The sequence below is a fragment of the Bradyrhizobium valentinum genome (assembly GCF_001440405.1).
GTDB classification, from domain to species: Bacteria; Pseudomonadota; Alphaproteobacteria; order Rhizobiales; family Xanthobacteraceae; genus Bradyrhizobium; species Bradyrhizobium valentinum.
Genome location: NZ_LLXX01000159.1, coordinates 1 through 15,111, shown reverse-complemented (window position 1 = coordinate 15,111; position 15,111 = coordinate 1). Strand labels below are relative to the sequence as shown.

Sequence of the window (15,111 nt, the reverse complement as noted above, 5' to 3'; positions counted from 1 at the left end):
GAGCACGGCGTCAGCCTCACCGGCGGTCGGGTGCCGCTTTAATGGTTGCTACGCAGCAACTACGCGACTACATTCCCGTCTCAACGGAAGTGATAGTTCACCCCGACCTTGATGGTGTGGAAGTCGATGTTGCCGGAATCCACCGGGACGCCCAACACAGTATAGGTCTCGCCGCCGAGGCTGGTGTACATGTACTCGGCCTTGGCCGACCAGTTCGGCGTGAACAAATATTCGAGGCCGCCGCCGATCGTATAGCCGGAATGAGTCTGGCTATCCGAAGACGCTAGGCCTAGCGCTGGCACTGAAGCGGAGACTTTGTGGTTGGCCCAGGCGTAGCCGCCCTTGGCGTAGAGAAGCGCCGCATCGATCGCGAAGCCGGCACGGCCGGTCACGCTTCCGAATGAGTTGATCTTGGAATCCGCCGTGCCCAGGACTCCACCACCGACGTCCCCGGTTACGCTTTCCTTGATGCTGGCGCCGGCGGCGTCGACTTCGACGCCGAATACGAACTGGCTGCCGGGGAGCTGCCAGTTGTAGCCGACCGTGCCGCCACCAAAACCGCCGCTGGCATCGCTATCGCCGCTTCCCCAGCCATAGCCGCCCATCGCGCCGACATAGAAGCCGGACCAGTTATACGCCGCAACCACCGTCGCCGGGGCGGCGGCCTTGGGATAGGGCCGCGCCCGAAGGTCGGCGGCCGAGGCCGCGCTCGCGACCGAGAGGGCCACACCAGCTAGAAGTAGTCGTTTCATATTTTGTCCCCTAAAGTTGAACATTCGTATAACCCCCTGCGGGCTCGATAGCGAACCGATCGCACCGGCATGGTGACGTATCGTTTGTGGAAGCGGGCGCGAACGCGCCCTCCGAGAGCCGTCTGCAAGCTACGTTTGTGCGGATGTGAGAACGATCGCTTGCAGGTTAACCATACGTTGCGCATGCCGGCAAAAGTTGGACCCAAACGCGACCGCGCATTGGCGCGAGCAGGTTGCTATTTCGACAGCATCGCGGCGACGTGTGTGGAATGAGTTTTCGATCTGTGAGCGAGGCGAGGGCGTGCGTTCGAGATTGTTATGCTCGCGTAATGCGGACATCCGTGACAATGGATTGCTTCGCTGCGCCCGCAATGACGTTACGCTTGCGTGCAAAGCAAATCGGCCCGCAGTGCCGTACCAACCATTAGACCCTCATGGTGAGGAGGCGCGCAGCGCCGTCTCGAACCATGCGGCCTCGCTGGTGCCATTCATCCTTCGAGACGCTTGCTCCGCAAGCTCCTCAGGATGAGGTCTGACATGGCGGTCGGATTGGCGATCAGAACCCTGGAAGTCCCTGCCTTCGCTCTTCGAGCTACAGCGGACAAGTCGCATCTTACCATTGCAGCGTTGGCCTCACCTACGCTTGCGAACGTGAACGTTGATGTCGAGATCGATCTCGCTGACGCAGGTCTGCGTCGAACGGTGCGAGCCGCCCTCATGCCAGCGGCCCTCGCGCGTCCTGGCGTTGCTGACATTAGCCAGCTTCAGGCAGCGCCATTGCGGCAGCGGGCCCGAGCTTTCGCCGGCAAACTGCCAGGCCAGCACGACCTCTTCGCCGCGTCTGTTGGTGCCGATGATGTGCGGGCAGAGTTCGCGGAGGCGGCCGTCATAGTGGCAGACGACCTGCTGCTCGCCGAGAATGGCGTTGCGGAAGAGGGTGTAGGTGGCGCTTTGCATAGTGGGCGTGCCATCTAGGATTGTACGGCATTCCCTGTATAACTGTAGCGAACGACTTTGTTTCCCGGGATCCGAGCCAATGGCTTCCAAACGAAATCGCCCGATCAACCTGCCGGCGCCCTATCTCAAGCGCATCTGGCTCGAGCCATCGCGGATCGCGAACCGCGAGGCCTATCCGTTCTGCTTGCCCTTGCTGCGCGATGATTTCGAGCTGAGCTTTGATCGGGCGATCACGATCATCGTCGGCGAGAATGGCACCGGCAAATCCACCTTGCTCGAGGGCATCGCCGTGCTCGCCGGCTATGACGAAGCCGGCGGCGGCAAGGGGTACATGACGGTCGACCACTCATGGGCGTTGGAAAAAATGGGGGGGGCAATTGTCCAACGCGTTGCGGGCGAGCTGGCTACCCAAAATCACCAATGGCTGGTTTTTCCGCGCCGAAAGCTTTTTCTCAGTTGCCCGATACTTAGACGAGATGGCCCAGAAATATCCAATGGGAGGAGGCCCTCCGCCGGACTTCCTGTCCCATTCCCACGGTGAAGGGTTTTTGCGTTTCTTCGAGGAGCGTTGCCAGAAGCAGGGCATCTTCATCTTCGACGAACCGGAATCCGCGCTGTCGCCCGCGCGCCAGATCGAGTTCTTGAAGCTGATGCGGAGGATGGAGAATATCGGCCATTGCCAGGTCATCATGGCCACGCATGCGCCGATGCTGATGGCCTACCCCAACGCACGGCTGCTGCGGCTGACGAAATACGGACTGGAGCCGGTGACGGTGAAGGAGACCGATCACTACAGGGTCATGCGGGAGTTTTGCGAGGACCCGAAGGGGTTTGTGGAAGCCGCGATGGAGGAGTGAGCATGTAGGGTGGGTAGAGCGAAAGCGAAACCCACCGTTTGCGAAGGTGATGGGTATCGTTTCGTTCCACCCATCCCACGGGTATTATCCGACACAACGCCGCGCGTCGCGGCGGCGCCACAAACCAGCCTCCTTTGGTCTGAAAATGCGTTGCGATAACGCAACTGCGCGGCTAGCGCGGGCCAACAAGAGACAGTGAGGAAGCGACATGAGGACGACGCTCGCGAGGGTGGGGGCCGTGGTGGCGGCGCTGGCAGTGATAGGCGTAGCCTGGGCGCATGGGCCGACCCGCCAGAAGGTAAGGGAATCGGTCGAGATCAACGCGCCGCCGGCCAAGGTGTGGGCCGTGGTCGGCAATTTCCAGGACATGAGCTGGCTGCCGCCGGTCAGCAAGACCGAGGGCGACAAAGGCAACGCGATCGAGGCCACGCGGCGGTTGACGCTGGCGGATGGCGCGACCGTCGATGAGGAGCTCTACAAATATGACGCCGAGAAGATGAGCTATTCGTACCGGATCACCGCCGTGGATGTGAAGGTGTTGCCGGTCACCAACTATTCGTCCACCCTGACAGTGATGTCCAGCGCCGATGGCAAGGGCAGCAGCCTGGAGTGGGCCGGCGCGTTCTATCGCGGCTATCCCAACAACGATCCGCCGCCAGAGCTGAGCGACGAGGCCGCCGTGAAGGCGGTGGGCGGGCTTTATCGCGCGGGCCTCGAGGCGCTGAAGAAGAAGGTCGAGAGCGGAAGCTGAGCGTGCGGGCCACCACTCTGGCGGCGCTCGTCGCCGGCATCGCAACGGCTTTGGCTGAGGGAGGTTGGGCCGGGCAAGCCTCGGCCGAGGAAGCATTCGTCACCAATCAGCTCAGCGAAAACCTGTCGGTCGTGGACCTCGCTACTGCGCGGCCGGTCGCGACTATCGCAATTGCCGGCAAGCCCGCGGGCGTCGCCGTCACGCCGGACGGACGCTTCGTTTATGTGACAAGCCCCGACACCAAGGCGCTTACGGTGATCGATGCCGCCGCCCGCCGGGTGGTAGGCAAGATCGACGTCGGCGGTGGTCCGCTCGGTGTCGCGGTGGCGCCGGATGGCGCCACGGTCTATGTAGCGGACTGGTACGCCGCGGCGGTGCGGGTGATCGATCCGAAAGCGCAGCGCGTGGTCGCTGATATCACGGTCGGGGCCTCGCCGTCGGGCCTCGCAGTGACGCCGGACGGGCGGCTCCTGCTGTCGGCGGACCGCGACGCGGATAGCGTGTCCGTCATCGACACCGCGACGCGCGAGAGGCGGGCCACGATCAGGGTCGGGGAGCGCCCGTTTGGCATTACCATCGATGCCGAGGGCCGGCGCGCCTATACCGCCAATGTCGGCTCGAACGACGTCTCGGTCATCGATGTCGCGGATAACAGCGAAATCGGGCGCGTGAAGACGGGCTTGCGCCCCTATGCGGTCGCACTCGCGCAAGGGCGCGGCTTCGTCACCGACCAGTATGACGGCACCGTCAGCGTGTTCGATCTCGCGAGCCTGGCGCCGGTCAAGCGCATCACTGTGGGCGATTACCCGGAGGGGATCGCAGCGACGGCGGACGGCAGGCGCATCATCGTTGCGAACTGGGAGAGCAACTCGATCAGCGTGATTGACGCCGTCGAGCTGAAGGTGACAGACGAGATCAAGGTCGGCGACGGGCCGCGGGCGTTCGGGACGTTTCTGCGGCGGTAGCCGGAAGGCGCGCAGGGTCCGTAGGATGGGTGGAGCGAAGCGATACCCATCAATACTGGTTGTGAGGCCGATGGGTATCGCTTCGCTCCACCCATCCTACGGACTGGATCAGCACCGCGACGACCTGACGCCCGCGCATGCCGGGCGCACTTGTGCTATGATGCCGGGAGAATAGAGAACAGGGAGGACGCCATGCCTCATACCCTGGTGCCCAGTGACCGCGTCGAGCGCGCGAGCGTCTACGGGCAAGACGGCGCAAAACTCGGCACGATCGAGCGACTGATGCTGGACAAGGTGACCGGTACTGTCGCGTATGCCGTGATAAAAACCGGCGGGCTACTCGCCAGCCACCACCATCATCCTGTGCGGTGGGACGCACTCAGGTTCGATCCCGCGCGTCAGGCCTTCGTGGCCGCGCTGACGCTGGAGGACTTGCGCGCCGGCCCGTCCGAGTTCGATGAAGACGATTTTGACTGGGGCGACCGCTCGCGGTCCTATCCGCATCCGCATTATTGGACGGTGTAGGGCGTCGCGGGGTTAGCCAAAGGCGTAACCCACTGTTCGCAGGTAGAGAGGAGTGGCGGACTACGCTTCGCTAATCCGCCCCACGCTTGCTCAAACATCAACGCTTTCGCGTTGGCCGGGAAGCTCGTTTTGGACTGTCTCCATCAATCGTTGAAAAAAAACCAATCTTGCGAAAACGTGCGACACCTCTTCGAAACTCTTTGAGCTCTTCCTCGATCGGATCGTCAGACGGTGAATCTAGATACTCAAATAGGCTGGGATCGTGATGTGGGTGCAACCCTGTATGACAGGTGTGGCAAAGAGTAATTAGATTAGAGTGGTCTGTAATGCCACCCCTCTCCCAAGGCCGAATGTGATGAACGTGAAGTACCAAATCTATATTGTCGTCCGGACGTCGTCCGCAGACGCGGCAGCGGCGACCGTCGCGCTTCAAGACTTCCATTCGTAGTTTGGGAGTTGGGGCACGACGGAATGCCGTTTTTTGTAATAAGGACGGCGACACAAATCCGGCGCGGCCACGCGGAACAGATGGATCGGAGCGAAGCAAGCGTGGAAAAATACCGCGAGCTAGTGTCTGTTCGACGAGCGCGTTTCCTCCACCGATCAAAAATAGAATCGCTTCGTCCACGGTGTGAATGATTGCGTATGGTTGACGGGCCGTCTGCCAGAGTTCGACGAAAGCAGGGTAAACAAGCCGAGCTTGGCGAAGCTCGATCTGCCTTTGCTCGTCAGCCCAACCGACCCATTCCGACTGTGTACAAAACTCGACTTTGTTGTTCTCGCCGGCGACAAGAGTAATCGCATAGTACAACTCGCCCGAACGTGGCTTGTTCAGTGCGCTAAGCTGTAGGTCTAAGTCAGTTGTCTCTTGCGGTATTATTGTCATAGTTAGCTAAGCAAAAGCTCACTCCGCCGCCTCGCTCGCGCTGCTGCTCTTCCGCGGCTTGCCATCCGCCTTCTTCAGCACCGGGGCCAGAAACTTCCCCGTGTAGCTCCGCGGCGCCTTGACGATATCCTCCGGCGGACCCCAGGCTACGATCTCTCCGCCGCCGTCGCCGCCTTCGGGGCCTAAGTCGATCACCCAGTCGGCGGTCTTGATGACTTCGAGGTTGTGCTCGATCACCACCACCGTATTTCCTTGGGCGACCAGCTCGTGCAGCACCTCCAGCAGCTTTGCGACGTCGTGGAAATGCAGGCCGGTGGTCGGCTCGTCCAGGATGTAGAGCGTGCGGCCGGTGGCGCGCTTTGACAGTTCTTTTGCCAGTTTGACGCGCTGGGCTTCGCCGCCGGATAGCGTCGTCGCCTGCTGGCCGACGTGGATGTAATCCAGGCCGACGCGGTGCAGGGTTTTAAAAGTTTCGCGGACGCGCGGGACTGCCTTGAAGAATTCGGCGGCTTCCTCGACCGTCATGTCGAGCACGTCGGCGATGCTCTTGCCCTTGAACAGGACTTCGAGCGTCTCGCGGTTGTAGCGCTTGCCCTTGCAGGTGTCGCAGGTGACGTAGACGTCGGGCAAAAAGTGCATCTCGATCTTGATGACGCCGTCGCCCTGGCAGGCCTCGCAGCGGCCGCCCTTGACGTTGAAGGAGAAGCGGCCGGGCTCGTAGCCGCGCGCCTTGGCTTCGGGCAGGCCGGCGAACCATTCGCGGATCGGCGTGAAGGCGCCGGTATAGGTCGCGGGGTTCGAGCGCGGGGTGCGGCCGATCGGCGACTGGTCGATGTCGATGATCTTGTCGATATGCTCCAGCCCCTCGATGCGGTCGTGGGGCGCGGCGCCTTCGCTGGCGTTGTTCAGCTTGCGGGCGATCGCCTTGTAGAGCGTGTCGATCAGCAGCGTCGACTTGCCGCCGCCGGAGACGCCGGTGACGCAGGTGAACAGCCCGAGCGGGATTTCCGCCGAGACGTTCTTGAGGTTATTGCCGCGGGCGTTGACGACCTTGATGGTGCGGCGATGGTTCGGCGGCCGGCGCTCGGGGATCGCGACCGACAATTCACCGGTGAGATATTTTCCGGTCAGCGAGTTCGGGTTCTTCATGACCTCGGCGGGCGTGCCCTGCGCCACGATGTGGCCGCCATGCATGCCGGCGCCGGGGCCGATGTCGAGCACATAATCGGCGAGGCGAATGGCGTCCTCGTCATGCTCGACCACGATCACGGTATTGCCGAGGTCGCGCAGCCGCTTCAGCGTCTCCAATAGCCGCGCATTGTCGCGCTGGTGCAGGCCGATCGAGGGCTCGTCCAGCACGTAGAGCACGCCTGTGAGCCCCGAGCCGATCTGCGAGGCCAGGCGGATGCGCTGGCTTTCGCCGCCACTCAATGTGCCGGAGGAGCGGGACAGCGTCAGGTAGTTCAGGCCGACGTCGAGCAGGAAGGACAGCCGCTCACGGATCTCCTTCAGCACGCGCGCGGCGATCTCGTTCTGCTGCGCGTTGAGCGCAGCAGGCACGCTCTCGAACCATTCGCCGGCGCGCTTCACGGAGAGTTCTGAGATTTCGCCGATATGCTTGCCGCCGATCTTGACGCACAGCGCCTCGGGCTTGAGGCGATGGCCCTTGCAGCCCGCGCAGGGGATATCGGAGAAATACTTTGCCAGCTCCTCGCGCGCCCATTCGCTCTCGGTCTCGCGATAACGGCGCTCGAGATTGGTGATGACGCCTTCGAACGGCTTCTTGGTGTCGTAGGAGCGCACCCCGTCCTCGTAGGAGAACTTGATCTCGTCGTCGCCGGAGCCGTGCAGCAAGGCCGCCTGCGTCTTCTTCGGCAGGTCCTTCCACTTGGTGTCGAGCGTGAACTTGTAGAACTTGCCGAGCGCGGTCAGCGTCTGGATGTAATAGGGCGAGGACGACTTGGCCCAGGGCGCGATCGCGCCCTTGCGCAGCGTCAGCTCCTTGTCGGGTATGACGAGGTCCTCGTCGATATGCTGCTCGACGCCGAGGCCGCCGCAGGCGGGGCAGGCGCCATAGGGGTTGTTGAACGAGAACAGCCGCGGCTCGATCTCGGGGATCGTGAAGCCGGAAACCGGGCAGGCGAACTTTTCCGAAAACAGAATCCGTTCCGGCCCGCTCTTGTCGTGAATCTTGGCGGTCTTCTTGTCGGACTTTTTCTCTTCCGCCGCGCCAGCCGGCGCGTCGGCGTATTCGATCACCGCCAAGCCCTCGGCGAGCTTCAGCGCGGTCTCAAAGCTTTCGGCGAGGCGCTGGCCGAGGTCGGGGCGGACCACAATGCGGTCGACGACCACGTCGATGTCGTGCGGGAATTTCTTGTCGAGGGTGGGGGCATCCGAAAGCTCATAGAAGGTGCCGTCGATCTTGACGCGCTGAAAGCCCTTCTTGAGCCATTCGGCAAGCTCCTTCTTGTATTCGCCCTTGCGGCCGCGCACGACCGGCGCGAGCAGATAGAGCCGCGTGCCCTCGGGGAGCGCCAGCACACGATCGACCATCTGCGATACGATCTGGCTTTCGATCGGCAAGCCGGTGGCGGGCGAATAGGGCACGCCGACGCGTGCCCAAAGCAGGCGCATGTAGTCGTAGATCTCGGTCACGGTGCCGACGGTGGAGCGCGGATTTTTTGAAGTGGTCTTCTGCTCGATCGAGATCGCGGGCGACAGGCCGTCGATCTGGTCGACGTCGGGCTTCTGCATCATCTCCAGGAACTGGCGCGCGTAAGCCGAGAGCGACTCGACGTAGCGCCGCTGTCCCTCGGCGTAGATGGTATCGAAGGCGAGTGAGGATTTGCCGGAGCCGGAGAGGCCGGTGAACACGACCAGCTTGTCGCGGGGAATCTCGATGTCGACATTCTTGAGGTTGTGCTCGCGCGCGCCGCGGATGGTTATCGCGCGCAATGCAGAGCCGGCGGGTTGTTGGCGCTTCGCCCTTAGCACTTCATCCATATCGGCATTTCCAGGCGCGCAGATCGCGCGCCGAGTTGGGGCGCGCATTGCCCGCGAGAGCCGGGATCAGGCGCCTATGATTGAAAGTCGGAACATAGGAAGAACGGCGAGGGATTTCCAGTGCCGCGCACGAATCATCAACGGATTGTTTGCGCTATCTTCTTTTTGGCAGCAGCAGTCAGCAGCTCCGGTCGGAACTCCTCAAATACAAACGCCTCCGTTCCGAATTTCCCGGAACGGAGGCGCAGGCAGCTTCAGCAGGAAGTCTTAGAAGTGATAGTTCACGCCGACCTGAACGCTGTTCAGGTTGAGCGTTCCGCTTGCAAGAGGAGCAATGCCTGCGAAGTAGGTCTCGCTGTCGAAGCTGCGATAGAGGTACTCGGCCTTGACCGACCATTTCGGTGCGAACATCACCTCGACGCCAGCACCGAGTGTCCAGCCGGAGTGGACCTGGCTATCCGACACGCTCACGCCGAGCCTCGATAATGTCAGACGGTTGTCGGCCCACGCATAACCGCCGGTACCGTAGACGAGGACCTGGTCGAACGCGTAGCCGACGCGGCCACGAACGGTACCCATCGAGCGAATCCGAGTCTCTACCGCGGCGAGCGCCGGGTTACCCACCCTCACGCCGACATCTGCCCAAGCGGCATCGGCCTCAACGCCGAGCACGAAGTTGCCAGTCTGCCAGTTGTAGCCGAGCGTGCCGCCGGCGAAGCCGCCGCTGATCTCGCCGAACGCGTCTGAGGTGTTTTCCTGGGCGTAGCCGCCCATCGCGCCGAGATAAAAGCCGGTCCAGTTGTTGATCGCAATCGCTGCAGCGGGCGCCTTGGTATAGGGCCGCGCGGCAAGGTCGGCGGCCATCGCAGGCGCCATCCCAAGTGCGATCAAGCCAGTGGTGGTCAGCAGAATTTTCTTCACTTTCTTTTTCCTTTCGCGACTCTTCAACGCAAACTTCAGCGGTCAATTTGAGGTTGCGGTTCCATATAGCGTGAAGCCATCGCAGATTGCTGTCGCCGAAAAACCACATCCGCGGCAAAAACATGCGCGATACAACCGTAGCGGGCGCTGGTGGCGCTGACCTACAACCAAACAAAAAGGCCGGCTTGAAGCCGGCCTTTCCGTAGTCCCGCGCTGGCGCTGAGCTCAGTACCTCGCGATGACCGGGCCGCCGAACCTGTAGTTGATGCGAGCGGTGACGATATCGACGTCTTGGTCGATGCGAGAAGTCCTCGAGAATGAGCCGGCCGGAGCAAGAGCAAAGTTGCCGGACGCGGCAAAGTCGACGTCGCGGTCACCCAAGAACAGGTGGTTGTACTCGACGCCAAACGACCAGTTCGGGGCGAAGCCGAATTCGAGACCGGCGCCAACGACGCCGCCCCAACGCGTTTCCTTGGCGCTGTCTACAAGAAGCCCGGTCGCGGTTTCGATACCCCTGTACTTGTCGCTGGTCACGGCCGCGCCGCCCTTTACGTAGAGCAGGACGTTGTTCCAGGCATAGCCGACCTGACCGGTGATCAGTCCGAATGCATTGATCTTCGACTCATTCTCGATGGTGCTGAGGGGGGTGAAAAAGGCCAGACTTGTGTTGGAGCCCTTGAAGTCAGCCCAGTTGCCTTGCCCTTCCACACCGAACACCCAGCCAGCAGACTGCCAGCGATAGCCGATCTGACCACCGACCGTGCCGCCGTCTGCGTCATGGCAACCTTCGGCCAGGGGCGGAACGAAAGGACCTACGACGTCGGCGGTGAGGTCCCAGCACTTGTGGGCCGAACCCCAGCCACCGTTGGCGCCGATGTAAAAGCCACTCCAGTCATATACGACGGCGGCCGGCGCCGGCGGCGCCTTGGTATAGGGGCGCGCAGCGAGGTCGGCGGCCGCCGCAGGTGCGGCGAACGCGATGAGAGCAACTGTAGCTAACAGATACTTCTTCATGATCTATCCCCAGGTTTTGTCCGCTTCCGTTGGTCCCCGAAGCGTTCTCGGATGAGACGCAGCGTTCTCGGATGAGACGCGAGCACCCGCGCCGTTCCACAACTCTATAGCCCGACTCGCGCGGAAATGGCGTCTCCAAAATGCAACAGTCGCCAGCCAACTATATGGAACGAAGCTTATGATTTATCTGGTATAATTGGAACCGAGGCGGGAACTTTCGGGTTCCATTTCGCTTATTTCGGTTTCCCCGTGAGTTCCCGGGGCTCGCCTAGAGATTGTAAAACTGCCAGCAGGGCGCATGAGGCGTTATTAGGAACAAAGCTGGAACGCGCGCATCGGCGATGCTATATGTGGATAACCGGCGGCTTGCCGAGGGATCGCCAAGTCAGCGGGGCCAGTCAGTGTATAGGGTCCGGATGTCCGGGAACGGACGCGCGGAAACGGACAAGCGACAGTCAAGAATTGAAGGCGGCCGGCACGGAAGCGGGTCCGACCAGTAATTTTTGCCAGTAATTGTTGCCGGCAATATCGAGTGGAGAGCGGCGATGGCGGGAAGCGTGAACAAGGTGATTCTGGTCGGCAACCTCGGCAAGGATCCCGAAATCCGGCGGACACAGGACGGGCGGCCGATCGCCAATCTGAGCATCGCGACCTCGGAGACCTGGCGCGACAAGGCCACCGGCGAACGCAAGGAAAAGACCGAGTGGCACCGCGTGGTGATCTTCAACGAGGGGCTCTGCAAGGTCGCCGAGCAATATCTGAAGAAGGGCGCCAAGGTTTACATCGAGGGCGCGCTGCAGACCCGCAAATGGACCGACCAGAGCGGCGTCGAGAAATATTCGACCGAAGTCGTGCTGCAGGGCTTCAACTCAACCCTGACCATGCTCGACGGGCGTAGCGGCGGCGGAGGCGGCAGCTTCGGCTCCGACGATTCCGGCGATTTCGGCTCCGGCGGTCCGGTCAGTTCGGCGCCGCGGCGGGCCGTGGCGGCCGGCGCCCGCAACAGCGATATGGACGACGACATCCCGTTCTGAGGCGGCGGCACCGCCTGAGGCCGCAGTCGAGATTCGGAAAGCGCCCAGCATGAGCCTCACGCCGCTGCTGGATGCCGGCCCCCTGATATCGGTTCATGCCTTTTCGGCCATGGCGGCGTTCGCGCTTGGCATCGTGCAGTTTGCTGCCCCGAAGGGGACGCTGCCGCACCGGACGATCGGCTGGATCTGGGTCGGCCTGATGGTGGTCGTCGCCGCCAGCTCGTTCTGGATCCATGAGATCAGACTGCTGGGCCCCTGGAGCCCGATCCACCTGCTGTCGATCATGGTCCTGGTCCTGCTTCCGATCGCCGTGCTCAGCGCTCGCCGGCACAAGGTCAGCCGTCACCGCAAGACGATGATCGGCATTTTCACGGGAGGATTGGTGATCGCCGGCCTGTTCACCCTGCTGCCGGGACGGATCATGCACGCGGTATTTTTCGGCCAGTAGGCCGATGCAGGAATCACGGTTCCAGCGCCCCTTTTCCGGGCGGGAAACATCCGCTCCGGCGAGCCCCATGCAAGGCGCCGCTAATCCGATAAGTCCATGAAAAAACGAGCGGAAAAACGTCCTCTCCAGCGCGCTTCGGGGTGGTGATCGGACCCCCGATGCGCTATATGATTCTTAGCTGAGAACTGACCGGATTCCCCTTTGTCTGACCCCGAAGATAACAAGCCCGGCGAACCGCCGGAGCCTTCCGATATTCGTCCCGTTTCCATCCTCGACGAGATGAAACGCTCGTATCTCGATTACGCCATGAGCGTGATCGTGGCACGCGCGCTGCCGGATGCGCGCGATGGGCTCAAGCCCGTGCACCGCCGCATTCTCTACGCGATGCACGAGAACGGCTTCGAATGGAACAAGTCGTACAACAAGTCGGCGCGTACGGTCGGCGACGTCATCGGCAAATACCATCCCCACGGCGACCAGTCGGTCTATGACGCGCTGGTGCGCCTCGCGCAGGATTTCTCCATGCGCGAGCGCCTGATCGACGGACAGGGCAATTTCGGCTCGGTGGACGGCGATACGGCGGCGGCCATGCGCTACACCGAATCCCGGCTGACCAAGATCGCGCAGACGTTGCTCGACGATATCGACAAGGACACCGTCGATTTCCAGGCCAATTACGACGGCCGCGACCGCGAACCGACGGTGCTGCCGGCCAAGTTTCCCAACCTTCTGGTCAACGGCGCCGGCGGCATCGCCGTCGGCATGGCGACCAACATCCCGCCGCACAATCTCGGGGAAGTCATCGATGCCTGCGTGGCGCTGGTCGACAATCCGGCGCTTACGATCGACGACCTCATCAACATCGTGCCGGGTCCGGATTTCCCGACCGGCGGCATCATCCTCGGCCGTCAGGGCATCCGCTCGGCCTATCACCTTGGCCGCGGCTCGATCGTGATGCGCGGCAAGGTGACGATCGACACCATCCGCAAGGATCGCGAAGCAATCATCGTCACCGAGATTCCCTACCAGGTGAACAAGGCCACCATGGTCGAGCGCATCGCCGAGCTGGTGCGCGAGAAGAAGATCGAGGGCATTTCCGACCTGCGCGACGAATCCGACCGTGACGGTTTCCGCGTCGTCGTAGAGTTGAAGCGCGACGCCGTGCCCGACGTGGTGCTGAACCAGCTCTATCGGTTTACGCCGCTGCAGACGAATTTTCCGGCCAACATGGTGGCGCTCGATGGCGGCCGTCCGCAGGTGATGAACCTGAAGGACCTGTTGACGCTGTTCATCGCGTTCCGCGAACAGGTGGTCACCCGCCGCACCAAGTTCCTGCTCAACAAGGCCCGTGACCGCGCCCATATCCTGGTCGGCCTTGCGATTGCGGTCGCCAATATCGACGAGATCATTCGCGTTATCAGAACTTCGCCCGATCCGAACACCGCGCGCGATATCTTGATGTCGCGCGACTGGCCGGCGCGGGATGTCGAAGCGATGATCACGCTGATCGACGATCCCCGGCACCGGATGGCGCCCGACGGCACCGCGCGGCTGTCGTTGGAGCAGGCCAAGGCGATTCTCGACCTGCGCCTGCAGCGCCTGACGGCGCTCGGCCGGGATGAGATTTCGCAAGATCTCGACAAGCTCGCCGTGGAAATTGCCGATTACCTCGACATCCTGCGCTCGCGGGCCCGCGTTCAGGCCATCATCAAGACCGAACTCGGCGCGGTGAAGGACGAGTTTGCCAACCCGCGCAGGACCGTGATCCTCGAGCAGGAGGGCGAGGTCGAGGACGAGGACCTGATCCAGCGCGAGGACATGGTGGTCACTGTCTCGCACGCCGGCTACGTCAAGCGTGTACCGCTCTCGACCTATCGCGCCCAGCGGCGCGGCGGCAAGGGCCGCGCGGGTATGCAGACCCGCGACGAGGACTTTGTGAGCCGGCTGTTCGTGGCTTCCACCCACACGCCGGTCTTGTTTTTCTCGTCGCGCGGTCAGGTCTACAAGGAAAAGGTCTGGCGGCTGCCGGTGGCCGCGCCCAATGCGCGCGGCAAGGCGCTGATCAACATCCTGCCACTGGAGCAGGGCGAGCGCATCACCACCATCATGCCGCTGCCGGAGGATGAATCCTCCTGGGGCAATTTCGACGTGATGTTTGCTACCACCGGCGGCACCGTCCGCCGCAACAAGCTGTCCGACTTCGTCGATGTTCGCCGCTCCGGCATCATCGCCATGAAGCTCGGGGAGGGCGAGGCAATCGTCGACGTGCAGATCTGCACAGAGCACGACGACGTGCTGCTGACGGCGGCCGGCGGCCAGTGCATCCGCTTCCCCGTCGCCGACGTGCGCGTCTTCACTGGCCGTACCTCGATGGGCGTGCGCGGCATTGCGCTCGCGGCGAATGACAAGCTGATCTCGCTGGCGATCCTGCGCCATGTCGAGACTACTTCCGACGAGCGATCGGCTTACTTCAAGATGCGCCGCGCGGTCGCCGGCGAAACCGCGGCGGAAGAACCTGTTGATGTCGAGGGCGAGGAGACCTCGGGTTCGCTGCAGCTCTCGCAGGAGCGCTACGCGGAAATGTCGGCGCAGGAGCAGGTGGTGCTGACGGTCTCCGTCAACGGCTACGGCAAGCGCACCTCGTCCTACGAATACCGCACCACCGGCCGCGGCGGCAAAGGCATCGTCGCGATGAGCGTCAACAACCGCAACGGCAAGCTGGTGGCGTCATTCCCGGTCGAGCACAGCGATCAGATCATGCTGGTGACCGACAAGGGCCAGTTGATCCGCTGCCCGGTCGAGGACATCCGCATCGCCGGCCGTTCGACGCAGGGCGTCATCGTGTTCGACACCGCCGACGACGAGCACGTGGTGTCGGTCGAGCATATCGGCGAGGATGAGAACGGTAACGGCGGCTAGTGCCGCCGGCCTTGTGAATAACGAGTAGATCCTATGGGGTGGCAGGTGGTCAGGGGTAAGCTGAGTTTGCGAACACCCA

General features: G+C 62.3%; 12 protein-coding genes and 1 pseudogene. 7 read left to right on the top strand and 6 right to left on the bottom strand.

Features of this window, described 5'->3' with window-relative positions:
* Positions 1 to 80: 80 nt before the first annotated feature.
* The gene (locus CP49_RS28260) at positions 81 to 752 is read right to left on the bottom strand and encodes an outer membrane protein (RefSeq protein ID WP_057853421.1); all 672 of its coding nucleotides are present in this window, start codon (positions 750 to 752) and stop codon (positions 81 to 83) included.
* Positions 753 to 1,385: 633 nt separating this feature from the next.
* The gene (locus tag CP49_RS28255) at positions 1,386 to 1,709 is read right to left on the bottom strand and encodes a hypothetical protein (protein ID WP_057853420.1); all 324 of its coding nucleotides are present in this window, start codon (positions 1,707 to 1,709) and stop codon (positions 1,386 to 1,388) included.
* 79 nt (positions 1,710 to 1,788) lie between these two features.
* On the opposite strand from CP49_RS28255, the pseudogene CP49_RS28250 reads away from it, so the two are divergent.
* The 4 genes and pseudogenes from CP49_RS28250 to CP49_RS28235 all read left to right on the top strand — a co-directional run bounded on the left by CP49_RS28250 (position 1,789) and on the right by CP49_RS28235 (position 4,807).
* Positions 1,789 to 2,566 (top strand): annotated as a pseudogene (locus tag CP49_RS28250) (AAA family ATPase).
* A 208-nt stretch (positions 2,567 to 2,774) separates the two neighbouring features.
* Positions 2,775 to 3,317: an SRPBCC family protein gene (locus CP49_RS28245; protein WP_057853419.1), complete on the top strand. Its 543-nt coding sequence runs from the start codon at positions 2,775 to 2,777 to the stop codon at positions 3,315 to 3,317.
* A gap of 2 nt (positions 3,318 to 3,319) precedes the next feature.
* Positions 3,320 to 4,282 (top strand): YVTN family beta-propeller repeat protein, encoded by a 963-nt coding sequence (locus CP49_RS28240; RefSeq protein WP_057853418.1) that lies wholly within the window; start codon positions 3,320 to 3,322, stop codon positions 4,280 to 4,282.
* A gap of 192 nt (positions 4,283 to 4,474) precedes the next feature.
* Positions 4,475 to 4,807 carry a PRC-barrel domain-containing protein gene (locus CP49_RS28235; RefSeq protein WP_057853417.1) on the top strand — a complete coding sequence of 111 codons (333 nt, stop codon included), beginning with the start codon at positions 4,475 to 4,477 and terminating at the stop codon, positions 4,805 to 4,807.
* Positions 4,808 to 4,904: 97 nt separating this feature from the next.
* Here CP49_RS28235 and CP49_RS43530 read toward each other — a convergent pair whose 3' ends face one another.
* The 4 genes from CP49_RS43530 to CP49_RS28220 all read right to left on the bottom strand — a co-directional run bounded on the left by CP49_RS43530 (position 4,905) and on the right by CP49_RS28220 (position 10,631).
* Positions 4,905 to 5,618 carry an HNH endonuclease signature motif containing protein gene (locus tag CP49_RS43530; protein ID WP_197423262.1) on the bottom strand — a complete coding sequence of 238 codons (714 nt, stop codon included), beginning with the start codon at positions 5,616 to 5,618 and terminating at the stop codon, positions 4,905 to 4,907.
* A 93-nt stretch (positions 5,619 to 5,711) separates the two neighbouring features.
* Positions 5,712 to 8,696 carry an excinuclease ABC subunit UvrA gene (gene uvrA / locus CP49_RS28230; protein ID WP_057853416.1) on the bottom strand — a complete coding sequence of 995 codons (2,985 nt, stop codon included), beginning with the start codon at positions 8,694 to 8,696 and terminating at the stop codon, positions 5,712 to 5,714.
* 267 nt (positions 8,697 to 8,963) lie between these two features.
* Positions 8,964 to 9,617, bottom strand: coding sequence for an outer membrane protein (locus CP49_RS28225; protein ID WP_057853422.1), 654 nt, complete (start codon positions 9,615 to 9,617; stop codon positions 8,964 to 8,966).
* Between the two features lie 225 nt (positions 9,618 to 9,842).
* On the bottom strand, positions 9,843 to 10,631 hold the full coding sequence (locus tag CP49_RS28220) for an outer membrane protein (RefSeq protein WP_057853415.1): 789 nt from the start codon (positions 10,629 to 10,631) through the stop codon (positions 9,843 to 9,845).
* A gap of 545 nt (positions 10,632 to 11,176) precedes the next feature.
* Between CP49_RS28220 and CP49_RS28215 the strand changes: the two genes are divergently transcribed.
* The 3 genes from CP49_RS28215 to gyrA all read left to right on the top strand — a co-directional run bounded on the left by CP49_RS28215 (position 11,177) and on the right by gyrA (position 15,032).
* Positions 11,177 to 11,665, top strand: coding sequence for a single-stranded DNA-binding protein (locus CP49_RS28215; RefSeq protein WP_057853414.1), 489 nt, complete (start codon positions 11,177 to 11,179; stop codon positions 11,663 to 11,665).
* A 49-nt stretch (positions 11,666 to 11,714) separates the two neighbouring features.
* Complete coding sequence (locus tag CP49_RS28210; protein ID WP_057853413.1) at positions 11,715 to 12,113, top strand: DUF2306 domain-containing protein; 399 nt, start codon at positions 11,715 to 11,717, stop codon at positions 12,111 to 12,113.
* 201 nt (positions 12,114 to 12,314) lie between these two features.
* Positions 12,315 to 15,032 carry a DNA gyrase subunit A gene (gyrA, locus tag CP49_RS28205; RefSeq protein ID WP_057853412.1) on the top strand — a complete coding sequence of 906 codons (2,718 nt, stop codon included), beginning with the start codon at positions 12,315 to 12,317 and terminating at the stop codon, positions 15,030 to 15,032.
* Positions 15,033 to 15,111: the final 79 nt, after the last annotated feature.